General features: G+C 66.1%; 26 protein-coding genes and 2 pseudogenes. 19 read left to right on the top strand and 9 right to left on the bottom strand.

All coding sequences use genetic code 11. The annotated features are described in order from the left end of the window. Positions 1 to 46: 46 nt before the first annotated feature. Positions 47 to 1,252: an acetate/propionate family kinase gene (locus CR105_RS17495; protein ID WP_099790487.1), complete on the top strand. Its 1,206-nt coding sequence runs from the start codon at positions 47 to 49 to the stop codon at positions 1,250 to 1,252. A 23-nt stretch (positions 1,253 to 1,275) separates the two neighbouring features. On the opposite strand, the gene CR105_RS17490 is transcribed toward CR105_RS17495, so the two are convergent. Next, positions 1,276 to 1,698 carry a TraR/DksA family transcriptional regulator gene (locus tag CR105_RS17490; RefSeq protein ID WP_131021687.1) on the bottom strand — a complete coding sequence of 141 codons (423 nt, stop codon included), beginning with the start codon at positions 1,696 to 1,698 and terminating at the stop codon, positions 1,276 to 1,278. A 155-nt stretch (positions 1,699 to 1,853) separates the two neighbouring features. Between CR105_RS17490 and CR105_RS17485 the strand changes: the two genes are divergently transcribed. Next, positions 1,854 to 2,531, top strand: a complete 678-nt coding sequence (locus CR105_RS17485; RefSeq protein WP_099790483.1) for an SOS response-associated peptidase — start codon at positions 1,854 to 1,856, stop codon at positions 2,529 to 2,531. 138 nt (positions 2,532 to 2,669) lie between these two features. Beyond that, positions 2,670 to 4,238: a sensor domain-containing diguanylate cyclase gene (locus CR105_RS17480; RefSeq protein ID WP_099790481.1), complete on the top strand. Its 1,569-nt coding sequence runs from the start codon at positions 2,670 to 2,672 to the stop codon at positions 4,236 to 4,238. Here CR105_RS17480 and CR105_RS17475 read toward each other — a convergent pair. The 6 genes and pseudogenes from CR105_RS17475 to CR105_RS17450 all read right to left on the bottom strand — a co-directional run. Beyond that, positions 4,235 to 4,363: pseudogene (locus CR105_RS17475) on the bottom strand (hypothetical protein); the annotation flags it as partial. The gene CR105_RS17480 and the pseudogene CR105_RS17475 sit on opposite strands and share 4 nt — an antisense overlap. Positions 4,364 to 4,507: 144 nt before the next feature. After that, positions 4,508 to 4,849, bottom strand: a complete 342-nt coding sequence (locus tag CR105_RS17470) for a diguanylate cyclase domain-containing protein (RefSeq protein ID WP_229413987.1) — start codon at positions 4,847 to 4,849, stop codon at positions 4,508 to 4,510. Positions 4,850 to 5,058: 209 nt separating this feature from the next. Then, a pseudogene (locus CR105_RS28955) lies at positions 5,059 to 5,871 on the bottom strand (PAS domain S-box protein); the annotation flags it as partial. A gap of 638 nt (positions 5,872 to 6,509) precedes the next feature. Next, positions 6,510 to 9,188 carry a bifunctional diguanylate cyclase/phosphodiesterase gene (locus CR105_RS17460; RefSeq protein WP_099790472.1) on the bottom strand — a complete coding sequence of 893 codons (2,679 nt, stop codon included), beginning with the start codon at positions 9,186 to 9,188 and terminating at the stop codon, positions 6,510 to 6,512. A 95-nt stretch (positions 9,189 to 9,283) separates the two neighbouring features. Then, positions 9,284 to 10,534 (bottom strand): cytochrome c, encoded by a 1,251-nt coding sequence (locus tag CR105_RS17455; protein ID WP_099790470.1) that lies wholly within the window; start codon positions 10,532 to 10,534, stop codon positions 9,284 to 9,286. A 16-nt stretch (positions 10,535 to 10,550) separates the two neighbouring features. After that, a complete protein-coding gene (locus tag CR105_RS17450) occupies positions 10,551 to 11,249 on the bottom strand; it encodes a c-type cytochrome (protein ID WP_131021688.1) in 699 nt (232 codons plus the stop codon). A 225-nt stretch (positions 11,250 to 11,474) separates the two neighbouring features. Here CR105_RS17450 and CR105_RS17445 point away from each other — a divergent pair, with 225 nt between their 5' ends. The 8 genes from CR105_RS17445 (at position 11,475) to kefC (ending at position 17,908) form a co-directional block, all read left to right on the top strand. Then, on the top strand, positions 11,475 to 12,002 hold the full coding sequence (locus CR105_RS17445) for a hemerythrin domain-containing protein (RefSeq protein ID WP_099790466.1): 528 nt from the start codon (positions 11,475 to 11,477) through the stop codon (positions 12,000 to 12,002). A 53-nt stretch (positions 12,003 to 12,055) separates the two neighbouring features. After that, on the top strand, positions 12,056 to 12,316 hold the full coding sequence (locus CR105_RS17440) for a DUF3562 domain-containing protein (protein ID WP_099790464.1): 261 nt from the start codon (positions 12,056 to 12,058) through the stop codon (positions 12,314 to 12,316). Positions 12,317 to 12,471: 155 nt separating this feature from the next. After that, positions 12,472 to 12,636 (top strand): DUF2970 domain-containing protein, encoded by a 165-nt coding sequence (locus CR105_RS17435; protein ID WP_307189639.1) that lies wholly within the window; start codon positions 12,472 to 12,474, stop codon positions 12,634 to 12,636. A 7-nt stretch (positions 12,637 to 12,643) separates the two neighbouring features. Next, positions 12,644 to 14,071, top strand: coding sequence for an aminotransferase-like domain-containing protein (locus CR105_RS17430; RefSeq protein WP_099790460.1), 1,428 nt, complete (start codon positions 12,644 to 12,646; stop codon positions 14,069 to 14,071). Positions 14,072 to 14,142: 71 nt separating this feature from the next. Beyond that, a complete protein-coding gene (locus CR105_RS17425; protein ID WP_099790457.1) occupies positions 14,143 to 14,328 on the top strand; it encodes a hypothetical protein in 186 nt (61 codons plus the stop codon). Positions 14,329 to 14,423: 95 nt separating this feature from the next. Then, complete coding sequence (locus CR105_RS17420) at positions 14,424 to 15,401, top strand: alpha/beta fold hydrolase (RefSeq protein ID WP_099790454.1); 978 nt, start codon at positions 14,424 to 14,426, stop codon at positions 15,399 to 15,401. A gap of 109 nt (positions 15,402 to 15,510) precedes the next feature. After that, positions 15,511 to 16,098 carry a glutathione-regulated potassium-efflux system oxidoreductase KefF gene (kefF, locus tag CR105_RS17415; RefSeq protein WP_099790452.1) on the top strand — a complete coding sequence of 196 codons (588 nt, stop codon included), beginning with the start codon at positions 15,511 to 15,513 and terminating at the stop codon, positions 16,096 to 16,098. Next, positions 16,088 to 17,908 (top strand): glutathione-regulated potassium-efflux system protein KefC, encoded by a 1,821-nt coding sequence (gene kefC, locus CR105_RS17410; RefSeq protein WP_099790450.1) that lies wholly within the window; start codon positions 16,088 to 16,090, stop codon positions 17,906 to 17,908. The genes kefF and kefC overlap by 11 nt, the downstream gene beginning before the upstream one ends. A gap of 15 nt (positions 17,909 to 17,923) precedes the next feature. On the opposite strand, the gene CR105_RS17405 is transcribed toward kefC, so the two are convergent. Next, a complete protein-coding gene (locus tag CR105_RS17405; RefSeq protein WP_099790448.1) occupies positions 17,924 to 19,051 on the bottom strand; it encodes an aminotransferase class V-fold PLP-dependent enzyme in 1,128 nt (375 codons plus the stop codon). Positions 19,052 to 19,217: 166 nt separating this feature from the next. Between CR105_RS17405 and CR105_RS17400 the strand changes: the two genes are divergently transcribed. Both CR105_RS17400 and CR105_RS17395 read left to right on the top strand, forming a co-directional pair. After that, complete coding sequence (locus tag CR105_RS17400) at positions 19,218 to 19,556, top strand: DUF6152 family protein (RefSeq protein ID WP_099790446.1); 339 nt, start codon at positions 19,218 to 19,220, stop codon at positions 19,554 to 19,556. Further along, a complete protein-coding gene (locus CR105_RS17395; RefSeq protein WP_099790444.1) occupies positions 19,556 to 20,044 on the top strand; it encodes a DUF6644 family protein in 489 nt (162 codons plus the stop codon). The genes CR105_RS17400 and CR105_RS17395 overlap by 1 nt, the downstream gene beginning before the upstream one ends. 15 nt (positions 20,045 to 20,059) lie before the next feature. On the opposite strand, the gene CR105_RS17390 is transcribed toward CR105_RS17395, so the two are convergent. Continuing rightward, positions 20,060 to 20,392 carry a PepSY domain-containing protein gene (locus tag CR105_RS17390; protein ID WP_099790442.1) on the bottom strand — a complete coding sequence of 111 codons (333 nt, stop codon included), beginning with the start codon at positions 20,390 to 20,392 and terminating at the stop codon, positions 20,060 to 20,062. Positions 20,393 to 20,687: 295 nt separating this feature from the next. On the opposite strand from CR105_RS17390, the gene paoA reads away from it, so the two are divergent. The 6 genes from paoA (at position 20,688) to CR105_RS17360 (ending at position 26,067) form a co-directional block, all read left to right on the top strand. Next, the gene (gene paoA / locus CR105_RS17385; RefSeq protein ID WP_099790441.1) at positions 20,688 to 21,338 is read left to right on the top strand and encodes an aldehyde dehydrogenase iron-sulfur subunit PaoA; all 651 of its coding nucleotides are present in this window, start codon (positions 20,688 to 20,690) and stop codon (positions 21,336 to 21,338) included. Continuing rightward, the gene (locus tag CR105_RS17380; RefSeq protein WP_099790439.1) at positions 21,335 to 22,288 is read left to right on the top strand and encodes an FAD binding domain-containing protein; all 954 of its coding nucleotides are present in this window, start codon (positions 21,335 to 21,337) and stop codon (positions 22,286 to 22,288) included. Before paoA ends, CR105_RS17380 begins: the two co-directional genes overlap by 4 nt. Before the next feature lie 4 nt (positions 22,289 to 22,292). Next, complete coding sequence (gene paoC / locus CR105_RS17375) at positions 22,293 to 24,497, top strand: aldehyde oxidoreductase molybdenum-binding subunit PaoC (RefSeq protein WP_099790437.1); 2,205 nt, start codon at positions 22,293 to 22,295, stop codon at positions 24,495 to 24,497. 227 nt (positions 24,498 to 24,724) lie between these two features. Further along, positions 24,725 to 25,054, top strand: a complete 330-nt coding sequence (locus CR105_RS17370; RefSeq protein WP_099790555.1) for an ArsR/SmtB family transcription factor — start codon at positions 24,725 to 24,727, stop codon at positions 25,052 to 25,054. 13 nt (positions 25,055 to 25,067) lie between these two features. Next, the gene (locus CR105_RS17365) at positions 25,068 to 25,568 is read left to right on the top strand and encodes an arsenate reductase ArsC (protein WP_099790435.1); all 501 of its coding nucleotides are present in this window, start codon (positions 25,068 to 25,070) and stop codon (positions 25,566 to 25,568) included. 19 nt (positions 25,569 to 25,587) lie between these two features. Further along, the gene (locus CR105_RS17360) at positions 25,588 to 26,067 is read left to right on the top strand and encodes an arsenate reductase ArsC (RefSeq protein ID WP_099790433.1); all 480 of its coding nucleotides are present in this window, start codon (positions 25,588 to 25,590) and stop codon (positions 26,065 to 26,067) included. The last annotated feature ends 66 nt before the right edge of the window (positions 26,068 to 26,133 follow it).

Below are 26,133 nucleotides of genomic sequence, written 5' to 3'. Positions count from 1 at the left end.
TTTTCAATGACGGCTCCTACACTCTCAGCTCTGTCAGGAGCCGGTCATGTCCCTTCCTTCGCCCGGCCAGTTGATCCTGGCGATCAACGCCGGATCGTCGACCATCAGGTTTGCCCTGTTCCAGGCCGACGACGCCTCCACCCGCGTGCTCGAAGGCAGCGTGGCCGGCATCGGCTGCGTCGACAGCAGCTTCAGCGCGCGCGGCCCGCATGGCGTCGAATCGTTCTCGCGCCATGTCGGCGTTCCGGAGCGTTTCAATGCCGCCCATGTGCTGCTCGACTGGCTGGGCGAGCGCATCGAGCCGGCCACCCTGGGCGCCATCGGCCACCGCGTCGCGCACGGCGGTTCCGGCTACTCGGAGCCGGCGGAGTTGACCGTGGCGACCCGGCAGGACCTGCACAAGCTGAGCTCTTTCGACCCGGAACATCTGCCGCTCGAACTGCTGATGATCGATGCGCTGCACCTGCGCTTCCCCAACACGCCGCAGGTTGCCTGTTTCGACACCGCGTTCCACCACACCATGCCGCGGGTGGCGCGCATCGTGCCGGTGCCGCGCCGCTACGAGGCGCACGGCGTGCGCCGCTACGGCTTTCACGGCCTGTCGTGCGCCTTCATCATGGACGAGCTGGAACGGATCGCCGGCAAGCCGGCGGCGCAAGGCCGCGTGATCATCGCTCACCTGGGCGGCTGCGCCAGCGTCACGGCGGTACTGGGAGGCCAGAGCGTCGACACCAGCATGGGCCTGACGCCGGCCGGCGGCCTGCCGACGGCCACCCGCGCGGGCGACCTCGACCCTGGCCTGTGCTGGTACCTGGCGCGCGCCGAACAGCTCACGCTCGCCAGGTTCAACCACATGGTCAATCACGAGTCCGGCCTGCTGGGGATCTCGGAAAGCAGCGGCGACATGCGCGAACTGCTCGACAGGCAGCGCGAGGACACGCGCGCCGCCGAAGCGGTCGCCGTGTTCTGCTACCAGGCCAGCAAGACGGTGTGCGCGATGGCCGGCGCGCTGGAGGGAATCGACACGCTGGTGTTCTCCGGCGGCATCGGCGAGCACGCCGCCGAAGTGCGCGCCCGCATCTGCGCGCCGCTGCGCTTTCTTGGCGTCGAGCTCGATCCGGACCGCAATGCGCATGGCGAGCCGCTGATCTCGGCCGGCGGCAGCGCCGTTGCCGTGCGCGCCATCCACACCGACGAGCAGCGCATGATCGTGCATTACGTGCGCCAGGTGCTGGCGCGCTCGCAGCAGTAACCCACGGCCAGAGCCGCGGGCAGCTAGTGGGCGCCGTGGGCGCGACCCGGCACGTGCGGGGCGCCGGTCGCCGTTTCACGGCCGGCGTCAATGCTGCGCTGGCAATGCAGGCACGTTAGCGAAGCCGGCGCCGCGCGCAGCCGAGCGAGCGGGATTGGGTTGCCGCACACGACGCAGATGCCGCCGGCGCCGAAATCGAGCCGTTTCATCGCCATGTCGATCGTGTCGAGCCGCGCCAGCTCGGCGCGCAGGCGGACGATATCGGTGGCGCCCAGCTGGCCGTCCGCCGCCTTGCTGCCATGCTCGGCAAAGAAATTGACCAGCACGCTCTGCTCGTCGCTGTCGTAACCAACCAGCCGGTCGCGGATCGCTTCGAGCGCCATGTGGCGCTCGCTGCGCAGCCGGCTCTCGAGTTCGTCGAGGTCGGACGATGTCAACTGTCTCACGGCGGTCCTTTCGGTTATGCAGGCACCGCGCAGGCGGCATGCAAAAGTGTGGCGCAGCGAGCGGCCCGCAGTCCTTGCGCCAGATCAAACGTGCGCAATTGCGGGGCGCGCCGCGCTGTGCAGCCGGCAGTGAAAAAACGCGCTACCATTGTGCAATGTGCGCCAATTACACCCCTACCCGCCTCGACGCGATCAGCCAGCACCATGGTCTGGAACGCGCCCTGTTCAACTTTCCGGACGAAGCCTTCCCTGGTTACCTGGCGCCGATCCTGCGCGAGTCGCGCGATGTTGCCGGCCAGGTCGAGGTGGTGCCGGCGATGTTCGGCATGGTGCCGCACTGGGCCGACACCAAGCTGGCGCGCCAGACCTACAACGCGCGCACCGAGACGGTGGCGACCAAGCCGTCGTTTCGCAACGCGTGGAAACGCCATCAATTCTGCGTTGTTCCAGCCGATAATTTCTACGAGCCGTGCTATGAAAGCGGCAAACCGGTGCGCTGGCGCATCGCCGCCGCCGGCAACGAGCAGCTCGGCATCGCCGGCATCTGGGAGTGGCGCCCGAGCGGACCGGACGGCTTGCCGCTGCTGTCATTCTCGATGCTGACCATCAATGCGGACGGCCATCCGCTGATGCAGCGTTTCCACAAGCCCGGCGACGAGAAACGCATGCTGGTGCTGCTCGAACCGGGTCAATACCAGGGCTGGCTGGAAGGAGAACTGGTCAACGACGCCGACATCTACCGCCCCTGGGAGGCCGACCGTCTCACCGCCGAGGCCGCCCCGCTGCCACCGCGAACAAAGGCGGCGCCTGTTGCGGAAGATACATTGTTCTGAATTGTGACATTTGGATAGATTTTATGCGAAATAAGTTTCCATAGCGCATTGTCCGCTGTATCATGGCAACCAACGCCCAATCCTCGCGTGCATCGAATTCCATCTACCATTGATTCGGTTTCACCGAGAAGACACCCCATGCCCCCCCGCCGCTTACCCGCTCGCGAGGCGCCGCCGCTGCCGCGGCTGCGCTCGGTGACCGGCCTCGCCATGGTTTTCCTGGCGCTAGTGTGCCTGTCGCTGCTGGCGGTGCAGGGCTGGAGCAGTTATTCGGCGCGCCAGAACTACCTCGACGAGGCCAACCGTTCCACCGTCAACATGGCGCGCGCGCTGGCCGATCACGCCGAGGCGTCGATCAACCTGGTCGATACGATGCTGCTCGGCATGGTCGAGCGGGTGCAGAACCATGCGCTGGTCAACGATCCGCAACGCCTTCATACCCTGTTGATGAACACCGTCAGCAGGACACCGTCGCTGCAAGGGCTGTTCATTTACGGCGCCGACGGCCGCTGGCTGTTCAATTCGCTGCCCGCTACGCCGCCCCATGCCAACAATGCCGACCGCGCATACTTCGAATACCATCGCACGCACGTCGACAACAAGACCCACGTCGGCATTCCGGTACGCAGCCGCAGCAGCGGCGTGTGGGTAGTGCCGGTGTCGCGCCGGCTTGAACTGCCCGACGGCAGCTTCGCCGGCGTGGTGCTGGCCACCATCAAGGTCGAATATTTCAAGACCTACTACGAAAGCTTCGCCATCGGCGAACGCGGCACGATCTTCCTCGCCTCGGACAACGGCCGCTTCCTGGTGCGGCGCCCGTTCAAGGAACAGGACATCGGCGCCGACCTCAGTCGTGGCCCGGTGTTCCGGCTGTGGCGTGAAACCGGCGCGCCGACCGGCAGCGCGACAATGCGCGCCAACATCGACCAGGTCGAGCGGCTGTACACCTATCGCCGCTTGCCGAACTATCCGCTGGTGATCGCCGTCGCGCTCGCCAAGGACGAGGTGCTGGCGCGCTGGCGCACCAGCGCGATGGCGGCGCTGGCCGGCACCTTGTGCCTGATCGTGCTGCTGCTGTTTCTCGGCGTCCGCATGATCGGCCAGCTGATCGAGCGCGACCGCCTGCAGCGCCAGTTGCGCGCGGCGACCACGGCGCTGGAGGCGACCAACGCGTCGCTGCAGCTGCTGGCGATGAGTGACGGCCTGACTGGCCTTGCCAACCGGCGCCACTTCGACGACCGCCTGCAGGCCGAGTTCAAGCGCGCCGTGCGCGACCAGTCGCCGCTGGCGCTGGTCATACTCGACGTCGACTACTTCAAGCGCTACAACGACCGCCATGGCCACGTCGCCGGCGACGCCTGCCTGCGCGCCGTGGCCGCAGCGGTGCTGTCGGGCCAGCAGCGCCCGGGCGACATCGCCGCCCGCTTCGGCGGCGAGGAATTCACCATCCTGCTGCCCGGTACCGACCTGGCCGGCGCCATGCTGGTGGCCGAAAAGGTGCGCGCCGCCATCGCCGCACAGGCCATGGCGCATGACGCCAGCCCGTTTCGCGTCGTCAGCGTCAGCGCCGGGGTGCATGCCTGCATCCCGCAGCGCGGCGAGTATCCGCGCACGCTGGTCGAAGCGGCCGACCGCGGCCTGTACCAGGCCAAGGCCGAAGGCCGCAACCGGGTCTGCGCGGCCGAACCGTCCCAGCACGCCGCCTAAACCTGCGCCGCGCGGTTCGGAACGAACATCTGCGCCACCGCCGCCGCATCGATCGGCCGGCTGAACAGAAATCCCTGGTATTCGTCGCAGTCCATCGCCCGCAACATCTGCAGCTGCTGCACCGTTTCGACGCCTTCGGGCGACCACCTGCAGCTTCAGGCCGCGCGCCAGGTTGACGATCGAGCGGACGATGGCGGCGCTGTCGTCGTCCTAGCCGAGGTCGCGGATGAAGGCGCGGTCGACCTTCAGGCGCTGCACCGGGAAGCGCTTCAGGTAGGCCAGGCTCGAGTGGCCGGTGCCGAAGTCTGGGCGCGCGCCGAATAGAAATGGATGGCGTCGTTGCTGTCGCCGCCGCGGTTCAGGGCGCTGTCGGCGCGCCGGAACAGCTCGTCGGCGCTGGCGCCGTCGTCCGGGTAGACCGACACGCCGATCAGCGGGTTGAGGTAGAACTCGCGCCCGTCGACCCGCAGCGCGCCGGCCAGGCGCTGGTGCAGTTCAATTGCGTACTGCTCCAGGAAAGCGCGGCCCTGGCCGGCGTCGACCAGCACGGCGAACTCGTCGCTCTTGATGCGCGCAACCGCTTTGGCGCGCGGCCGCAGCGAATGGAACACGTCACCGATCTGCTGCAAGGCGCTGTCGCCGGCGCCGTGGCCGAGCAGGTCGGAAATTCCTGCACCCGTTCGAGCGACACGGCCAGCGTGCCGAAGCTGGCGCCGGGCGCCGCAGCGGCCAGCTCGGCGTCGAGGGCGCGGCGGAACTGCACCTGGTTCGGCAAGCCGGTCAGCAGGTCGAAGTTGGCGACGTAGGTCAGGCGCCGCTCGGCCTTCTGGCGCTCGGTGATGTCGGTGAGCACGCTGACGATCTGCGCCTGGCCGGCCTGGTCGAGCAGCTTCGACGACAGCTGGATGACGGTGCGGCGCTCGCCGCCGCCGTCCTCGATGTCGGTGATCGCCTCGCGGCTGCGCGTTCCTTGCAGCACGTCCTGGTAGCGGCTGTCGCGCTCGTCGGCATTGGCCGGATCGAGCGCGTCGCGTTCGTGGCGGCCGACCAGTTCCGCGGCGCTGCGCCCGGCGAAGCGGGAAAACGCGTCATTGAGCATGACGATGCGGCCCGCGCTGTCGAGCACCCAGATCGGCGTGCCGACCGAGTTCAGGATGCTGGCCAGGTAGTCGGCGCTTTTCTCGGCGCGCGCCTCGCTGGCGGCCAGTTGTCCGATTAGCTGGGCATTGCGGGCGCTGTCGCGCGCCACCCGCCACGCCAGGAACACGACGGCCAGCGAAATGCACAGCAGCGACAGCGCCGTCGTCCACGCCCTGCCGTACCAGTCGGCCAGCGCATCCTTGCGGTCCATGCCGGTGATGATCACCAGCGGAAAGTCGCCGACCGCGTCGTAGCCATACAGGCGCCGTTTGCCGTCGATCGGACTGACGGCGGCGAACGCGCCGCGCTCGCTCATCGGCAGGTAGTGCCGAAACAGCACCGTGTCGATGAAGCTGCGCCCGATCCCCTTCGGATACTGCGGCCCGCGCACCAGCATGGTGCCGTCGCGATTGAACCGTGTTACCGAACCACCCTTGCCCAGCTCGACGAGGCTGTAGATGCGCTCGAAGCGCTGGGCGTCGGCCTGCGCCACGATGGTGCCGCTCGGCTTGCCGTCGGCGCCGAAGGTGGGACGGGAGAAATTGACGATGCCGCGCCCGCTGACCGGATCGACATCCGACACGCTGATGCGCAAGCTGGCGCGCGACGGCGCCGGCGGCCGATGAGCCAGGCCGGCCGGCGGCGCTGGCGCCGCATGCGCCGGCGTGCTACTGGCGAGCAGGCGCCCGGCGCGGTCGTACAGGTGAATTCCCAGCAGGTATTCGCGCGCCAGGCTGTTGGCGCCGAAGTTGGCCAGCGGGTCGGACGGCGCCCGCCGGCGCGCGGCGTCCTCGGCAAAGCCGCGTTCGGCCTGTTGCAGCACGTTGTCGAACCGCCTGCGCCACGGTGAAGGTCTGGGCCGAAAAGGCGATCGCCAGGTTGCGCCAGGCAGTCTTTTGCTGGTGCAAGGCGTCCTGATAACTGACGTATAACATGACCGCGGTGGCCCCGCTGAGGATGACGATCAGCAGCGTCGTGGCGACGACGAGCGGCCCAGCCGGAACGGCCGCAGGGCACGCAGGGCTGTGCTCACACTCGGTGAAGACATTGTTGTTCAGACGTTAGTTGCCACAGGTTGGAGCGTAGGGGCCATCTTACACGGTGCGCGGCAGCCGCCCCGGCACCGCCAGTTCAGGCCACCGGCGACAGCAGCACGCTTTGCGCCTCGGCCGCCGCCTGCGGCAGCGAGATGAAATAACCCTGCACCTCATCGCAGCGCAGCGCGCGCAGGATGCTCAGCTGCTTGCCCGTCTCGACGCCCTCGGCCACCACCCGCATGCCGAGCGCGTGCGCCATGGTGATGATGGCGGCGAACAAGATCCGGCCCTGCTCGGTTTGTTCGATGCGGCTGGTAAATGCCTTGTCGACTTTGAGCACGTCGAAGTCGAGCAACTGCAGCTGCGCCAGCGACGAGTAGCCGGTGCCGAAATCGTCGACCAGCAGCTTGATGCCCATGGCGCGGATCTTCGACAGCGATTCGAGCACGTGGCTGCTGCCGCCCATCATCGACGACTCGGTCAGTTCAATTTCCAGCAGGCTGGGAGCGACGTTGTGGCGCGCCATCGCGCCGGAAAACACGCGGGCGATATCGGTCTCGTTGAACTGGCGCGACGAGATATTGACCGACACCGGCACCACGTTCGCTTCCCTGGCCGCCCACTGCGCCAGCTGGCCGCACACCTTGCCGAGCACCAGTTCGCCCAGGCGCACGATCATGCCGGTCTTTTCGGCCAGCGGGATGAACTCGGCCGGCTCGAGCAGGCCGCGGCGCGGGTGCAGCCAGCGCACCAGCGCCTCCATGCTGGTGGCGCGGCTGCTGGCCAGGTCCATGCGCGGCTGGTAGTGCACGACGAACTCGTCGTGCTCGATGGCGCGGCGCAGCTCCTGCTCGAACTCGAGTTGCTGGCGCAGCGCCTCGTAGAACTGCTGATCGAAGAAGCGGAAGCTGCCCTTGCCGCTGGTCTTGACCGAATACATCGCCACGTCGGCATTCTGCAGCAGCGCGGCGGCATCGTCGCCGTCCGTCGGAAAGCTGCTGATGCCGATCGACGTGCCCAGCACCGCGGTGCCGCCGATCAGCTTGAACTTCGGCTTGAAGGCGGCGATGACGCGCTCGGCGACGATGGCGGCGTCTTCGACGCGCAGGTTGTTTTCCAGGATGACGACGAATTCGTCGCCGCCGAGCCGGATGACATGGTCGTGCGGGCGCACCGCTTCCTTCAGCCGGTGCGCGGCGTGGCGCAGCAGTTCGTCGCCGGCGGCGTGGCCCATGGTGTCGTTGGCGGCCTTGAAGCCGTCGAGGTCGATGAACAGCAGCGCCAGCGTCTGGCGATGCTCGCGCGCGCGGCCGATCGCCTGCGGCAGGTACCACTGCAGCCAGTGGCGGTTCGGCAGGCCGGTCAGCGCGTCGTGGTTGCCGCGGTGCTCCAGCGCTGCCACGTGCGCCTTCGATTCGGAAATGTCGCGCAGCGTGATGGCCAGCTTCTGCTCCGAGCGTACCGCCTTGAGCTGCATCCAGCGCGAGCGGTCGGCCCCTTCCAGCTGAAATTCCAGCTCGCCGTCGTAGGAGCCGGTGTTGACGGCGCCGCGCAGCACTTCGAGCAATTCGGCCAAGGTGTTGTCGCGGTACAGCGCCGAGAAGCGCCGTCCGATCAGCGTTTCGCGCCGCTGGTGGCAAAACGCGGCGCCGTGCTTGTTGCAGTCGAGCACTTCGAAGTCATCGACCGCGCCGGTGCCGTTGAACAAGATGCCAAGGATGAAAAAGCCGTCGCTGCTGCCTTCGGTGGCCATGCGGTAGGTCTCGTCGGTGCGCTGGCTCTCGCGCTTGCGCCAGGTCAGCCGAAGCAGGAAGCCCATGACGACCAGGGCGCCGGCAAACAGGGCGGCGGTGGCGAAGATGGCGCGCGACACGGCCGCCTCGCGGGCGGCATCGAACGGCGCGAGCATGTTCTGCTGGTCGAGGCCGACAAAGGCGGTGAGCGGGTAGGCGCCGGCCTGGTGCCAGCCGAAATAGCGCGTGCGGCCGTCGCCGAACCAGGCGGCGGGGGCCAGCACGCTGCCGCCGCCGGCGGCCAGCGGCGGCAGCGCCAGCCGCACCGGCCGAATGCCACCGGCGACGGTGAGCAGCGGCAGGCTGTCGGCGCCGGCCAGTCCGACCACGCCGTCCGGCGGGAAGCGCTGCATGAAGAAGTCGAGCGTCAATTTTTGGGCGGCCACTTGCACCAGCACGACGCCGTCGAAGCGGCCGCCGGCCGCGCGGATCGGGCGCGAGAACTGCAGTTCGGCGACGTTGCCGAAGTCATCGATCACCTGGCTGATGACCAGCTGATCGGCTGGCGCGCCTGCATGGATTTGAAAAAAGCGCGCCTGCGCTGCCAGTGCCAGTTCGCCCTGCCGCTTCATGGCGGTGACGAGGCGGCCGTCGCTGGCGAGAATTGCCAGGTTGGAGAACGTGGCGTCGGCAAACATCTCGGCTGACTGCGCCGACTCCAGGTTCAGGCCGTGTGCGGACAGGCCCCAGCTGTCGCGGGTCTGGCGTAGCACCAGGTCGTGCCAGTTGACGGCGCGCGCCACTTGTTCGGAATAGGCGTGGGCGATCGCGCGGGCCTGTTCGAGCGAGGCGCGCACGCCCTCGTCGCGGTCGGCCGCCGCGCCGCCGAGCAGCACGCCCCAGCTCAGCAGGCTGAGGAACAACGCCGCCAGCAGGCAGGCGGCGATGATGTGCATGTTCGCAATAACGCTGGCGGCAAGGCTGCGAATAGCCTTCGCCGCTCCCTTCCCGACAACGCCTGGCGCGGATCGCATGCTCATGCTCGATGCAATGATGACGTGTGTAGCGGTTCAGTATATGAAGTTCGCCCTCGCCGCGTCGCGCGCCTTGCGACTACTGCTCTGCCGCGACGCGCTCAATCCATCGGCACGCCGCGCAGGCGCGATACCTCGACCGCCGACACCGTCCCGCCGTGATGACCCCAGCTGGTGCGCAGGTGCGACACCACCGCCGCCACTTCGGCGTCCGACAAGGTCGGGCCGAACGGCGGCATGCCGTACGGCCGCGGATTGCCGTGGGTGCTGGGCGGATAGCCGCCGTTGAGCACCATGCGGATCGCATTCACCGGGTTGGCCGTCCCCACCGCGCGGCTCGCTTCAAGCGACGGATAGATCCCCGCGGCGCCCTTGCCGTCGGCGCCATGGCACTCGGCGCACTGCGCCTTGTACAGCTCGGCGCCCTGGCGCAGCATTTCCTGCGCGGCGGGTTTCACAAGGGCGGCGGGCGCCGGCGCCGCCATCGGCAGCGTTGTCAGGTACGCCGTCATCGCGCCGATGTCGGCGTCGGTCGCATGCTGCAAGCTGCCGGCAACGACTTCGGCCATCGGCCCGAACACGGCGCTGCGCGCCGACACGCCCGTCTTGAGCAGCTGGCCGATGTCGGCGGCGCTGTCGCCGGAGCCGAGCGGCGGCGCGTACCAGTTTTGCATCGGAATCATGCCGCCGCCCAGGCGCTGGTCGGCGATGCTGCCGCCGAGCGCATTGCGGCCGGTGTGGCAGGCGCTGCAATGTCCCAGCCCTTCGACCAGGTAGGCGCCGCGGTTCCAATGCGCGCCCTGCTCCGGCGCGCCGGCGTATTCGCCCTGGTCAAAATAGAAGGCGCGCCACACCGGCAGCAGCAGCCGCTGGTTGTACGGGAAGCGCAGCTCGTTGAGCCGGTTCTGCTGCGCGACCGGCGCGATGGTCCGGAAGTAGGCGAACATCGCGTCCGAGTCGGCCCGCGACACTTTCGTGTAGTTCGGATAGGGAAACGCCGGATACAGGAAGCTGCCGTCTTTCGACCTGCCGTTGTGGATGGCCTGCCAGAAGTCGTCGGCCGTCCAGGCGCCGATGCCGGTGCCCTGGTCGGCCGTCAGGTTGGGCGCGTAAATGGTGCCGAACGGCGTGGCCAGGCCGCGCCCGCCAGCGTATTGCTGGCCGCCGCGCACAGTGTGGCAGCCGACGCAGTTGCCGACGCTGGCCAGGTATTGGCCGGCACGGACCTGCGCCGCCACGTCGGCCACCGGCGCCGGCTTGCCGGTGTGCGCTGCACGCGTAAATTCAATGGCGGCGAGCGTCGCCAGCCCCAGTATTGCCATTGCCAGCATGGCCAGAGCGATTCGCTTCATAAGATTACCGATGACGTTATTGGGCGCTGCCGCAGGGAGTGGGCAGCGTGACGGAGGCGGCCGGCGCCATGTCGCGCGGGATCGGCTGGGTGGCCAGCCATGACGAGATGGCGCCGACTTCCTCGCTACTCAACTGCTTGCTGATGTGCGCCATGCAGTCGGGCGCCCTGGCCTTGCGCGCGCCGTTCTTCCAGGCGCCGATCTGGGCGTTGACGTAGTCGCGCGGCAAGCCGAGCAGGCTTGGAATCGCCGGCAAGACGCCGCGCAGGGTTTCGCCATGGCAGGCGATGCAGGCCGGAACCTTGCGCGCAGGGTCGCCCGTCAGCACCAGGCGCCGGCCCAGCGCCATGCTGTCGGCCGACGCCCTGGCCGGCTGCGGCGCCGCGTACGGCGGGTGCTGCTCGGAGAAATACTGCGCGATTTCCTGCAGGTACTGGTCCGACATGTGGCCGACCATGTAGGTCATCAACGGGTAGCTGCGGGTGCCGTCGCGGAAATTGATCAACTGGTTGTACAGGTAGCCGGCCGGCTTGCCGGCGATGCGCGGAAAAAAGCCGTCGCTGGTGGCGCGCCCGTCCTTGCCGTGGCAGGCGATGTACGCGACCGCGCGCTGTGCCACGGTGTCGGGCGGCTTGATGCTCGAGGCGAAGGCGGAACCGGCGACGAGCGCGTTCGCCAGAAACAATACTCCGACCAGCTTGTTTGAAATAGTCATCGACCTGGGTGTTTTAAATTGGCATGGCAGCAGCTTAGTCAAACCACGCCAAACATAACAGATTCAGTTTGCCGCTATTTTTGCGTAGCAGATGGCGCGGCAGGCCGGTCATGCCGCGTAACGACGGGGCCGCTGCCGCGACAAATGTCACCGTGCGGTCATTAACGAGACCTACACTGGACTTCAGGCTTGCCGCCCGCCGCGGCAGAAAGAAAGGGGTCCGCCATGCTGCTTTCCACGTGCGCACTGCTAATTCTCAGGATTGAGCAAACCCAGCAGCGCGCCGCGATCCAGCACCTGCTCGATTGCGTGGCGCAGCCGTCGCACCACGCCGATGTTGACTGCCTGGAACTGGCGCACCGTTCCGAACAATTAATCAGGTTCGCCGAATCGCATCACCAGCTGCGGCTGGAAAATGCGCTGTTTCCTGCCTTGCGCGCCGCCGCCGGCGAAGCAGGCGAGCCGCTGCGCAAGCTTGAACGTCTCGGTCAATCCGGTCTTGACATACTGCCGCGCATACGGTCGGCCCTGCGCTCAGGCGCCGATCGCGACGCCCATCAGAATGTCAACGCGTGCGCACTGGTGCAAGCGTACTGCCGCAATCTGCTGGAACGCCTCGCCTGTGAAGAGGACGTGCTGCTCCCCATCGCCCAACGCGTGTTGCCCAGCGAAGTCTGGTTTAAGGTAGGTGCCGAATTTCTCAAGCAGGATGCTCAACGTCCCCGTGCGCTCGGGTCCGGCCTGTTGACGTAAGACATCGCTACCGCCTCCGCGCGCTACCAACTCTCCCTGTCAAGGAACTCGCAATGCAAACCAGTGGTCATTCACCCGATATCCATGAAAACAAGTACGCGCTGTACCAGGAAACTGCCGAAAGCAAGGGGGCCAAACGCGAGATTGAAGCCATCGCACGCGACCTCGCGCGGGCGCCCGAGGAAATTGCCAACGTGTACACCGAACTGTATGCCGACCTGAAGGCGCACGCGCGCGTGCCCGACTATGTGCGCGTGTTCGCCGCCCGCAAGGTCCGCGCCCGTTTCCAGCAGCCGCACGCAGCCGATGGGTGAAAACTCGGGGCAGCTGCCTCTGATATGGTAAATTGAAGAAGTTCTGCTTCTGTTTAATGGTGCAGCCCGGCGCTACAATGCGTATTCAATTTCCCTTTAAGAACATGGTTGAACCAACTCCACCCCCACAAGAAAAGCGTTCTTTCCTCAGCACCATGAAAGCGATCGCCTGGTCCTTCATCGGCCTGCGCAGAAAGCGCGATTTCGACCAGGACGTCGCCGGCGGCATGAATCCGGTGTACGTGATCATCGCCGCCCTGATCGGCACCGTGATCTTCATTGGCGCCATCGTCCTCGCGGTCCGGTTCGCCATCAGCTAGCGGGCCGATGAAACGCTACGAGGCGCTCGCCGAGGACATCGCGCAGTCGATCCGCACGGGCGTCATGAAGCTGGGCGACCGGCTGCCGTCGGTTCGCCAGGCCGGCGCCAGCCGCGCCGTCAGCGCGTCGACGGTGTTCCAGGCCTATTACCTGCTCGAGGCGCGCGGCCTGATCCGGGCGCGCGAGCGCTCCGGCTACTACGTCATCGCCGGCGCCAGGTCGGCGCTGCCGGAAATCGACAACGCCTCGCTGCCGACGCCTGAATCGACCGAGGTCGACGTCAGCGAGCTGGTGTTCGACATCCTGGCGTCGGCGCAGAACCGCGACGTGGTGCCGTTCGGCTCGGCCTTTCCGAGCCCGCTGCTGTTCCCGTTCGCGCGGCTGGCCAAATCGATGGCCGCCAGCATCCAGAAGATGGATCCCTGGAGCACCGTCGACGACCTCACGCCCGGCAACCCGACGCTGCGGCGCCAGATCGCGCTGCGCTACCTGGCCGACGGCATGCACGTGCACACCGACGACATCGTCATCACCAACGGCGCGCTCGAGGCGCTCAGCCTGTGCCTGCACACGGTGGCGCGCCCGGGCGACAGCGTGATCATCGAGTCGCCCACCTTTTATGGCGCGCTGCAGGCGCTCGAGGGGCTGGGGCTGAAGGCGATCCAGGTCGCCACCCACCCGCGCGAAGGGATCGACCTGGCGCAGCTGGCCCTGGCGCTGGAGCGGCACAAGCCGCGCGCCTGCTGGCTGATGACGAACTTCCAGAATCCGCTTGGCGGCCTGATGTCGGACGAAAAGAAGCAGGCGCTGGTGGCCCTGCTGGCCGAGCACGCCGTGCCGCTGATCGAAGACGACGTCTACGGCGAGCTGTATTTCGGCGGCCGCCGGCCGCTGCCGGCAAAAGCGTTCGACAAGGCCGGCCTGGTGATGCACTGCTCGTCGTTTTCGAAGTGCCTGGCGCCCGGCTACCGGGTCGGCTGGGCTGCGCCCGGCAAGTTTGCCGGCGCGGTGGCGCGGCTGAAACTGTCGCGCACCCTGTCGGCGTCGGCGCCGGCGCAAGGCGCCATTGCCGACTACCTGGCCAAGGGCGGCTACGACCGCCACCTGCGCCAGCTGCGCCACGCGCTGTCGGTGCAGCAAACGGCGATGCTGCAGGCGGTGGCGCGCTATTTTCCGCGCGGTACCAAGGCGACGCGGCCGGCCGGCGGCTACTTCGTCTGGGTCGAGCTGCCTGGCCAGGTCGACGTGCTGCAGATCCAGCGCAGCGCGCTGTCGCTGGGCATCAGCGTGGCGCCCGGCCCGATGTTTTCGGCCGAGCGCAAGTTCCTCAACTGCCTGCGCCTGAACTACGGCCACCCGTGGGACGAGCTCCACGAGGCGGCGATGGCCACGCTGGGCCGGATTATCGCCGCGAATGGCGCCATGGTTGAATAACGCACAGACGGTCCTTGGTGCAAGCCTGACAATGGATACCAGTTCATCCACACGACCCAAGGAGATTTACCATGACCCAATCGAAATCGAGCGGCAACCAGAACGAACAATCGGGCAAGCCGCAATCGGAAACAGAAGCCGATGCCAAGTCGACGGTCAAACAGAACGACAAAAGCAGCCATGACCACATGAGCCGCGAAAAAGCCGGCAGCCATGAAGGCGCCGGCGGTGGCGCCAAGCAAGAGCAAAAGCACTAATACCACCTGACTCGTTTCATCCACACGGAGCCACGCCGCAATCGCAGCCTGGCTCCGTTTGGCATTTCCCCCGATATTCTGTTCAAGGAGAAACTATGTATCCGACCATGCTGTTGCCGACCCGCCGCGCGAAACAGTGGCGCACGCCTGCCCTGTTCGCCGCGGCCGCCGGACTCGCCGCCGCCTTTGTCGTCGTGCAGGCCAAGAAAAAATCTGTCGAAGAAAAATATCCACCCGCCGGCAAGTTCATCGACGTCGATGGCGTACGGCTGCACTACATCGAGCGCGGCGAAGGCCCGGCGCTGGTGCTGTTGCATGGCAATGGCCTGTTTGCCGACGATTTCGCCCTCAGCGGCCTGATGGAACAGGCGGCCAGGACGCACCGCGTGATCGCCTTCGACCGTCCCGGTTTCGGTTACAGCGAGCGGCCGTCGCACACCAGCTGGACGCCGGAAGCGCAGGCGAAACTGCTGTACAACGCACTGCACGAACTGCGGGTGGAGCGGCCGATCGTCGTCGGCCATTCGCTTGGCACCCAGGTGGCGCTGGCGATGGCGCTCGACTACCCGCGCTACGTGCGCGCCATCGCGCTGGTGGGCGGCTATTTCTATCCGAGCACCCGGATCGATGCGGCGCTCGCGTCGATGCCGGCGCTGCCAGTGCTGGGCCACGCCTATCGCTACACGCTGGCGCCTTTGGTCGGCCGCATGCTGTGGCCGGCGCTGGTCAAGCAGATGTTCTTGCCCGAAAAGACACCAGAGCGTTTCGATCGCCTGCCGGTGTGGATGACGTTGCGGCCCGGCCAGCTCAAAGCGGCCGCGTCCGACAGCAGCATGATGGTGCCGACTGCCGAGCGGCTGTCGAAACGCTATGCGGAGATCACGATGCCGGTGGCGCTGATCGCCGGCAGCGGCGACCTGGTGGCGGACGCGAAAAGCAACTCGGGGCGGCTGCACCAGGAGATCTCGCACAGCGAACTGACGATGGAGGAAGGCGTCGGCCACATGGCGCACTATGCCGCGCCTGAGCGCATCATGGCGGCGGTGGAGAAACTGGCTACGCAGGCGGCGTAAATGAACATGGCGGCCACGGCCGCCGTTACCATCGGCCGACAGCCGCGCCGAGGATCCGGTTTTCAGCGATAATTCGATATCGTATTGCTACGCCTCGAAAGCGCCCTCCATGAATCCGAACCGCATCGTGGTCCAGTACGCCCATCCGGCGCCGCACCTGTCGCGCGTCAACCGGCGGCTGGCCGACGCCGCGCGGATGGTCGACGGCGTCTTCGTCAGCGACCTCTACGAAAACTATCCCGACTTCTACATCGACGTCACGCGCGAACAGGCGCTGGTGGCGCAGGCCGAGGCGATCATCTTCATGTACCCGATGCAGTGGTACAGCATGCCGTCGCTGATGAAGGAATGGATCGACGTCGTGCTCGAAGACGGCTGGGCGTACGGCCCCGGCGGCAGCGCCTGCAACGGCAAGACCAACTGGCTGGTGGCCACCACCGGCGGCCACGCCGACGAGTACGCGCCGGGCAAGCTGCACGGCCGCCCGTTCAGCGACTTCCTCGCGCCGGCCGAGCAGACCGCGGCGCTGTGCGGCATGCGCTGGATCGCCCCGCACATCCTGCACGGCGCGCACGAGGTCGAGGCGGGCACGGTCGACGCGCATGTCGGCCAGTTCGTCGCCCGCCTGCAGCAACTGGCCGGCGCGCTGCCGGCTCCCATCAACCTCGAGTACGCCGCGCAACCCCATGGAACATAGCCTGCTGACAAATGCCGTGGTGTATCTGGCTGCGGCCGTGGTGGCGGTGCCGCTCGCCAGGCGCTTCGGCATGGGCGCCGTGCTCGGCTACCTGCTGGCCGGCGTCATCATCGGGCCGTGGGGATTGCGCCTGATCACCGAGGTCGAGGACATCCTGCATTTTTCCGAATTCGGCGTCGTGCTGCTGCTGTTTATCATCGGACTCGAGCTCGAACCCGACCGCCTGTGGTCGATGCGCCGGCCGATCTTCGGCTGGGGCGGCGCCCAGGTCGTCGGCGTGGCGGCGGCGCTGGCCGGCGCGGCCATGCTGTTCGGCGTCGACTGGAAAGTGGCGCTCATCGCCGCGCTTGGCTTGTCGCTGTCGTCGACCGCGATCGCCCTCGCCACGCTGGAGGAGCGCAACTTGAAGACGACGCCGACCGGTTCGGCGGCATTCTCGATCCTGCTGTTCCAGGACATGGCCGCGATCCCGATGATTGCGCTGGTGCCGGTGCTGGGCGTGGCCGCCGTGCACGGCAGCGGCGAGGGCTGGCTCGGCGCGCTGCGCGTGGCCGCGGTGCTGGTCGGCCTGGTCGTCGGCGGGCGCTACCTGCTGCGCCCGATCCTGCGCTTCATCGCCAAGACCGGCATGCGTGAGATTTTCACGTCGTTCTCGCTGCTGCTGGTCATCTCGGTGGCGCTGTTGATGCAGTGGGTCGGCATGTCGATGGCGCTGGGCGCCTTCATGGCCGGCGTGATGCTGGCCGACTCAGAATACCGACACGCGCTGCAGGTCGACCTGGAGCCGTTCAAGGGACTGCTGCTGGGCCTGTTTTTCATCGCCGTCGGCATGTCGGTCGACTTCGGCGTGTTCTTTTCGCAGCCTGGGCTGGTGCTGATGCTGGTGGCCGGCTTCATGGCGATCAAGCTGGCGGTGCTGTATGCGCTGTCGCGCCTGTTCGACGTGCCGCCGAGCCAGCGCGCGCTGTTCACGTTTTTATTGTCGCAAGGCGGCGAGTTCGCCTTTGTCGTGTTTGCCGCCGCCGAGACGGCGCGCGTATTCACGCCGGCGACCGCGTCGATCCTGGTGGTGGTGGTGGCGCTGTCGATGGTGGCCACGCCGCTGCTGTTGCTGCTGCACGACCGGGTCATTGCGCCGCGCTATCGCGACCAGAACCGGCGCCCGGCCGACATCATCGAGACGCAGGAAGACCACGTCATCATCGCCGGCTTCGGGCGGTTCGGGCAGATCATCGGGCGCCTGTTGCGCGCCAACCAGATCACGATGACGGTGCTGGACCACGATCCCGAACAGGTCGAGCTGCTGCGCCGCTTCGGCATCAAGGTGTTTTATGGCGACGTCACGCGGGTCGACCTGCTGCATGCGGCCGGCGCCGGCAAGGCGCGCGCGCTGGTCGTCGCCATCGACAGCATCGAAGACAGCCTGGCGCTGGTGGACGCGGTGCGGCGCGAGTTCCCCGACCTGAAGATCATGGCGCGGGCGCGCAACGTGACGCATTTGTACGATCTGATGGACCGCGGCGTCGAGATTGTCGAGCGCGAGACGTTCGAGGCCGCGCTCGCCCTTGGGCAGCAGGTGCTGCGCCATCTTGGCTTCGGCGCGTACCGGGCGCGGTCGGCGGCAAACAAGTTCAAGCTGCACAACATCAAGAGCCTGCACGCGGTCTACCCGTACTACAAGGACCAGGAGCGCTACATCTCGATGGCGCGGCAGTCGCGCGACGAGCTCAACGAAATGTTCGCCCGCGACCTGGCCGCGCTAAAGGACGAAAAGAACGTCGCCTGGCACGACGCCGACGGCCATCCCTGACGGCCGCACGGAACACTACCCCATCTTGTCGAGCACCGCCGCAAACGTGCTCACGGTGCGCTCGATATTGTGCAGCTTGTCGAGCCCGAACAAGCCGATGCGGAAGGTCTTGAAGTCGGCCGGCTCGTCGCACTGCAGCGGCACGCCGGCGCCGATCTGCACGCCGGCCTCGACAAACTTCCTGGCCGACTGCATGGCGTCGTCGTCGGTATAGCTGACGATCACGCCCGGCGCCTCGAATCCCGGCGCGGCCACGCTCCTGAAACCCTTTTCGGCCAGCAGCGCGCGCACGCGCCTGCCCAGCTCCTGCTGCTCGGCGCACACCTTGTCGACGCCATAGGCAGCCGTTTCCTTCATCACGTCGCGCAGCACGGCCAGCGCATCGGTCGGCATCGTCGCGTGGTAGGCAAAGCCGCCCTGCTCGTACGCTTCCATGATCTGCAGCCACTTGCGCAGGTCGCAGGCGAAACTGGTGCTGGTGGTGGACTCGATCTTGTCGCGCGCCAGCGCGCTGAGCATTACCAGAGCGCAGCACGGCGAACCACTCCAGCCTTTCTGCGGCGCACTGATCAGCACATCGACGCCGGTCGCCTGCATGTCGACCCACACGGTGCCCGAGGCGATGCAGTCGAGCACGAACAGTCCGCCCACCGCATGCACCGCGTCGGCAACCTGGCGCAGGTAGTCGTCAGGCAGGATGATGCCGGAGGCTGTCTCCACATGCGGCGCGAACACGACCGCCGGCTTTTCCGCCGCGATGGCGGCCACCACGTCGGCGATCGGCGCCGGCGCGAATGCCGCCTGGCGGCCATCGTCGACGCGGCGCGCCTTCAGCACGGTGGAGCCGGACGGAATGCTGCCCATGTCGAAGATCTGGGTCCAGCGGAAACTGAACCAGCCGTTGCGGATCACCAGGCAGTGCTTGCCGGTGGCAAATTGCCGCGCGACCGCTTCCATGCCGAACGTGCCGCTGCCGGGCACCACGATGGCTGACTGCGCCTTGTAGACGTCCTTCAGCGTGGCGGAAATTTCGCGCATGACGCCCTGGAACGATTGCGACATGTGGTTGATTGCGCGATCGGAATAGACCACGGAGTATTCAAGAAGACCGTCGGGATCGACGTTGGGGAGCAGGCCTGGCATGTTTTCCTCTGACAAGAATGGATCGGGTTGCAGGAGTACTGACTGTCTGAAGAATAGCAGAAATGCCATGCCGGCCGCACAGCAGGGGTCTGACCCGTTTCTTCACGCCCGATAATCAGGACTGCCGTAGAATGAAATTCTGACTAACAATCACGAGGAGCGCACGATGAAATGGATTGCCATGTTGACGTTGTTGCTCGCTGCGCAGGCGAGCGCCCACCACGGCTGGAGCGAATACGACGCGCAGCAGCCGTTGAACCTGTCGGGCACCATCGAGGAGTCCGGCTACGTCCACCCGCACGGCTTCGTGCGCCTCAAGACTGAGGGCAAGACCTGGCTGGTGGTGCTGGCGCCGCCTAGCCGCATGGAAAACCGCGGGCTGGCGCCGACGATGCTGGTCAAAGGCGCCCGTGCCACCGTCCACGGTTATCCGAACCGCGGCAAACCGGAAGAGCTGCGCGCCGAACGCATCACCATCGAGAACAAGACGACGGAGCTGCGCTGATGCAAGGCGCATCCGGCCTGCTGACGTGGCTTGACGCGAGCGCCCTGGCGCAGGCGATGCGCGGCAGCATCTGGATGTATCCGATCGTCGAAATTGTCCACATCGTCGGCTTTGTGATGCTGGTCGGCTCGATCGCGATGTTCGACCTGCGCGTGCTCGGCTTCGCCCGTGCGTTGCCGGTGCAGCAGCTAGGCCGCCATCTGCTGCCGTGGTCGGTTGCGAGCCTGGCGCTGATCGTGCCGGCCGGCGTGATGATGTTCTCGGCGCACCCGCACGATTTCGTCAGCAACCGGGTGTTCCAGCTGAAGCTGCTGCTGATCGTGCTGGCGGGATTGAATGCGCTGATGTTCCATGTTGGGGTTTATCGCACGGTGGCGGGGTGGAACACGACGAAGCCGGCGCCGGCGCTGGCGCGGGTGCAGGCGCTGGCGTCGCTGGCGATCTGGATTGCGGTGATTTGCTGCGGGCGCCTGCTTGCGTATACCTGACCGGCAACCGGTGCGCTAGTCCTTGTCCGCCTCGCCGCCGGGGTCGATGGTGCCGACCGCGGCCAGCACCTTGCCGGTCGCCGCCTCGACGGTGACGTCCATCGTGCCTCTGCCCTTGACGACCTCGACGGCGAATACCCACTGCCCTTGCTGATCCTCGTACTCGGCGCTCACGGCCCTGCCGCCGACGTGGCGCTCGGCGATGCCGACCGCCTGCGCAAGGCTCACGTTGGCCTTGGCGATCGCGACCGCTTCGTCTTCGGCCACGCGCTGCACGTACACGGTGGCCAGCGCGGCGGCAGCGGTCAAGCCGGCGAACGTCAGCAAATAGATCAACGTACGATTCATGCTCCGCCCTCTTTGGCCACGGCACAGCATCCCACAGTCCCGGGCCGGCGCACGGTGGCGCCGTGGCTTCCTCTGACGCTGCTCATGCTTGGTCGATCAACCCTCGGCGCGGCTGAACTTCATTCATGAATTTCATTCATGGGGCCTAGCGCTCTACCGTACGTAGCATTCTTCGCAACTGGCATAGAATAGAACGGAGCCAGGTGGCATATGCCGCCCTTTTATTGCCCTTCGCAAAGATGCGCGTCATTTGTTCGCGAAGGACGTCACCACATCACGTACAGGTACAACCACGATGGACGACTTCAGCGACGTAAAAATTACCAGGCGCGACCTGCTGATCATGAGTGCGATATCGGCCTCCGCCGCCGCGGTGCCCTCGATGGCCGGCGCCCAGGAAGCATCCACTCCGGCCGCGCCCGGCATCCCTCCGGTCATCAACAAAGTATCGATCAACGTCAACGGCACTATCCGCCAGCTCGACGTCGACACGCGCACGTCGCTGCTCGACGCGCTGCGCGAGAACCTGCACCTGACCGGCACCAAGAAAGGCTGCGACCACGGCCAGTGCGGCGCCTGCACCGTCATCGTCGACGGCCGGCGCATCAATTCCTGCCTCACGCTCGCCGTGATGCATGAAGGCGCCAGCGTCACGACGATCGAAGGCCTGGGCAACCCGGGCAAGATGCACGCGATGCAGACCGCCTTCGTCAAGCACGACGGTTACCAGTGCGGTTACTGCACTCCGGGGCAGATCTGCTCGGCCGTTGCGGTCATCGGTGAAATCAAGCAAGGCATTCCGAGCCACGTCACCGCCGACCTGGGCGCGCCGCCGCCAATGAACGCCGAAGAAATCCGCGAGCGCATGAGCGGCAACATCTGCCGCTGCGGCGCCTATTCGAATATCCTCGATGCAATTACCGAGGTGGCCGGGAGCACGACATGAAGGCGTTTACCTATCAGCGCGCGAGCACGCCGGCTGAAGCGGCCGCCGCCGCGCTGCGCACCCCGAACTCCAGGTTCATCGCCGGCGGCACCAACCTGCTCGACCTGATGAAGCTCGAAATCGAGACGCCGACCCACCTGATCGACGTCAACGGCCTGGCACTGAACAAGATCGAAGCGCTTGCCGACGGCTCGCTGCGCATCGGCGCCCTGGTGCGCAACACCGACCTGGCGTCCGACCTGCGCGTGCGGCGCGACTACGCGGTGCTGTCGCGCGCCTTGCTGTCGGGCGCTTCCGGGCAGCTGCGCAACAAGGCCACGACGTCGGGCAACCTGCTGCAGCGCACCCGCTGCGCCTATTTCTACGACACCAACCAGCCGTGCAACAAGCGCGTGCCGGGCAGCGGCTGCTCCGCCATCGGCGGCATCAGCCGCACCCACGCCATCGTCGGTTCGAGCAAATCGTGCATCGCCACCCACCCGAGCGACATGGCGATCGCGATGCGCGTGCTCGACGCCGAGATCGAAACGATCCGCCCGGACGGCTCGGTGCGCACGATTCCGATCGCCGACTTCCATAAGCTGCCGGGCAACACGCCTCATATCGAAAACGCGCTGATGCCAGGCGAACTGATCACCAGCGTCAAGCTGCCAAAACCGGTGGGCGGGCGGCAGGTCTACCGCAAGGTGCGCGACCGTTCGTCGTACGCGTTTGCGCTGGTCTCGGTGGCGGCCATCATCCAGCCCGACGGCGGCGGCCGTGTCGCCCTCGGCGGCGTGGCGCACAAGCCGTGGCGCGTCGAGGTGGCCGAAGCGAGCTTGCCGCGCGGCGCCAAAGTCGTTGCCGACCAGATGCTGGCCGGCGGCAAGACCACGGCGCACAACGCCTTCAAAACTATCCTGGTCCAGCGGACCCTCGCCGCCGTGCTGGCGGACGCGAAGAAAGGCTGACCGCATGAAATTTTCCACTCCCGCCACCACCAATCCGATCGACCAGCTGAAGATTGTCGGCAAGCCGGTCGACCGCATCGACGGTCCGATGAAGACCACCGGCACCGCCCTGTATGCGCATGAACAGCACGCCGCCGCGCCGAATGCGGCGGTTGGCTACGTCGTCGCCGCCGCCATATCGAAGGGCCGCATCGGTTCGATCGACCTGGCCGAGGCGCGCCGCGCGCCGGGCGTGCTCACCATCGTCACCGCCGACAGCGCCGGCAAGCTCGGCAAGGGCGACTTCAATACCGCCAGGCTGCTGGCCGGTCCCGAAGTCGATCACTATCACCAGGCGGTCGCGCTGGTGGTGGCCGAAACGTTCGAACAGGCGCGCGCCGCCGCCAGCCTGGTGCGCGTGAAGTACATCAAGGCCAGCGGCGCCTACGACCTGGCCAAGGCAAAAGATACCGCCAAGAAGCCCAAGAAAGACCAGCCCGATTCGAAGTTCGGCAACTTCGCCGGCGCATTCGCCGCGGCGCCGGTCAAGCTCGATGCCACCTACACCACGCCCGACCAGTCGCACGCGATGATGGAGCCGCACGCGTCGATCGCCGCGTGGGAAGGCGACAAGCTGACCGTGTGGACGTCGAACCAGATGATCAACTGGACGCGCGGCGACCTGGCCAAGACGCTCGGCGTGCCGAAGGAAAACGTGCGCCTGATATCGCCGTTCATCGGCGGCGGCTTCGGCGGCAAGCTGTTCTTGCGCGCCGAGGCGGTGCTGGCCGCGCTCGGCGCGCGCGCGGTCAAGCGGCCGGTCAAGGTGGCGCTGCCGCGGCCGATGATGATCAATAACACGACGCACCGGCCGGCGACGATCCAGCGCATCCGCATTGGCGCCAGCCGCGACGGCAAGATCACGTCGATAGGCCATGAATCGTGGTCCGGCGACCTGCCCGGCGGCAACCTCGAAGTCGCCGTGCTGCAGACTCGCCTGCTCTATGCCGGCCCGAACCGCATGACGTCGATGCGCCTGGCCGTGCTCGACCTGCCAGAAGGCAATGCGATGCGCGCACCGGGCGAGGCGCCGGGCATGATGGCGCTCGAAATCGCCATGGACGAGATGGCAGAAAAGCTGAAGATCGATCCGGTGACGTTTCGCATCCTCAACGACACCAAGGTCGATCCTGAAAAGCCGGACCGCCGCTTCTCGCAGCGCCGCCTGATCGACTGCATGCGCAGCGGCGCCGAGCGCTTCGGCTGGAACAAGCGCGACCCGGTGCCGGGCACGGTGCGCGAAGGCCAATGGCTGATCGGCATGGGCGTGGCCTCCGCTCTCCGCAACAACCTGGTGATGAAGTCGGCCGCGCGCATCCGCCTCGACGCGAACGGCCTGGTGACGGTCGAAACCGACATGACCGACATCGGCACCGGCAGTTACACCATCATTGCCCAGACGGCCGCCGAAATGATGGGTGTGCCGCTGAACATGGTGGCCGTCAAGCTGGGCGACTCGGACTTTCCCGTCTCGGCCGGCTCCGGCGGCCAGTGGGGCGCCAACAGTTCGACCGCCGGCGTGTACGCCGCCTGCGTCAAGATGCGCACCGCGGTGGCCGAAAAGCTGGGGCTGCCTGCTGCCGATGTGGAGTTTGCCGATGGCATGGTGAAATCGGGCGGCCGCTCCCTGCCCTTGCGCCAGGCGGCCGCCAGCGGCCCGTTGGTGGCCGAGGACTTCATGGAATACGGCGACCTCGACAAAAAGTTCCAGCAGTCGACGTTTGGTGCCCACTTCGTCGAAGTGGCAGTCGATGCCTTCACGGGCGAGACGCGGGTGCGGCGCATGCTGGCCGTCTGCGCGGCCGGGCGCATCCTCAATCCGAAGTCGGCGCGCAGCCAGGTGATCGGCGCGATGACGATGGGCGTCGGCGCGGCGCTGATGGAGGAGCTGTATGTCGACAAGCGGCAGGACTTCGGTTTCTTCGTCAACCATGACCTGGCCAGCTACGAGGTGCCGGTGCATTCGGACATCCCGCACCAGGAAGTCATTTTCCTGGACGAGACCGACCCGATGTCGTCGCCGATGAAGGCGAAGGGCGTAGGCGAGCTCGGCATCTGCGGCGTGGGCGCGGCGATTGCAAATGCAATCTACAACGCGACGGGGGTGCGGGTGCGCGAGTATCCGATCACGCTCGACAAGCTGCTGCCGAAACTGCCGGCGATCATCTAAGCGCCGCGCAGCTTGAGGCTCGGCAGGGATGCGAGCCTCTGCAGGAAGTCGGGTCCGCCAATGGCGGGCGCGACGCTTTTTTTTTTAGTTGGCACTAAGACCGTCGTGCTAAGCCAGCGTGCCTGAAAGACGTCACGACACTGTCACAATGATTCGATAATATTTGAATCGTTGAAGCTTCTAAGCTAAAATACTTCGATAATTACTGAATAATGGAAGTGAATCATATGGATACCAAGGAAGTGTTGACGGCCTTGTCCGCCATCGCCCAAGAGAGCCGGCTCGCCATTTTTCGGCTGATGGTACAAGTGGGTCCCGAAGGAATGGCTGCGACCAGGATCGCCGAGCAACTCGACATCGCGCCTTCTTCGCTGTCGTTTCACTTGAAGGAGCTCTCGCACGCCAGGCTTATCACTTCGCGCAGCGAAGGCCGCTTCATCATTTACTCGACCGATGTCGTTGTCATGAATAGTCTGATCGGCTACCTGACCGAAAATTGCTGCGGCGGCGTCCCTTGCGGCCCCATAGCTCGCGACACCTCGAAATCGCCCACCTGATCCGGAGTTTCCCATGCAAGAGAAAATTTACAACGTACTATTCCTCTGCACCGGCAACTCGGCCCGCAGCATCATGGCCGAAGCGTTGTTGACGACGATGGCCAAGGGCCGCTTCCGCGGCTTTTCAGCCGGCAGTTCCCCTGGCGGCGCGGTCAACCCATTTGCCCTTGAGCTGGTGACGGAAACGGGGTATCCAATCGAGCAGCTGCGCAGCAAAAGCTGGGATGAATTTGCGACGCCGGCCGCGCCGCACATGGATTTCATTTTCACCGTTTGCGACAACGCCGCCGGCGAGGTATGTCCTTACTGGCCCGGCCATCCCATGTCGGCGCACTGGGGTTTCGAAGACCCTGCGGCAGTAGTCGGAACCGATGAGGAAAAGCGCGCCGCTTTCCATCGCATCTTCCGCCAGATCATGACACGCGTGAACATTTTTCTGAGCCTGCCTCTGCACATGCTGGAAAAAAACGCGATCCAGCGTGAAATCCAGACCATCGGCACTACCCCTGTTTAATTGTCACCCCAAAGCCCCTATGAACATTCTCTTTCTTTGCACCGGCAACTCTTGCCGCTCCATCCTCTCTGAAGCAATCTTCAACCACCTGGCGCCGTCCGGGCTGAAGGCGATCAGCGCCGGCAGCCAGCCGGCCGGCAAGCTCCACCCACGCGCCGTGGCGCTTTTGCACAGCAAAGGCATGTCGACGCAGGGCTACTACAGCAAGTCGTGGGACGAGCTGCCGGTGACACCCGATATTGTCGTCACAGTGTGCGGAAGCGCCGCTGGCGAAACCTGCCCGGCCTATCTGGGCCCGGTGCTGCGTACGCACTGGGGCGTCGACGATCCCGGCCACATCGTCGGCACGGAGGAGGAAATCAACAGCGCTTTCGAGCAGACCTATCGCATCATCCGCGCGCGCATCGAAGCATTTCTTGCGCTGCCCCTGGCCGACCTGGCCAACGACAAGGCCGCACTGAAGACTGAACTCGACCGGATCGGCACCATCCTGGCCTGATCGGGCCACTGGTTTTCGCCTGGCCCGTGGGCCGGTTCCACATTCTCATCGACATTACTTTCAAGG

The sequence above is a fragment of the Massilia eurypsychrophila genome (assembly GCF_002760655.1).
In the GTDB taxonomy this organism is placed as follows: Bacteria; Pseudomonadota; Gammaproteobacteria; order Burkholderiales; family Burkholderiaceae_D; genus JAFCUW01.
The sequence above is the reverse complement of the archived record's forward strand: the minus strand, read 5'-3'. Positions and strand labels throughout refer to the sequence as shown.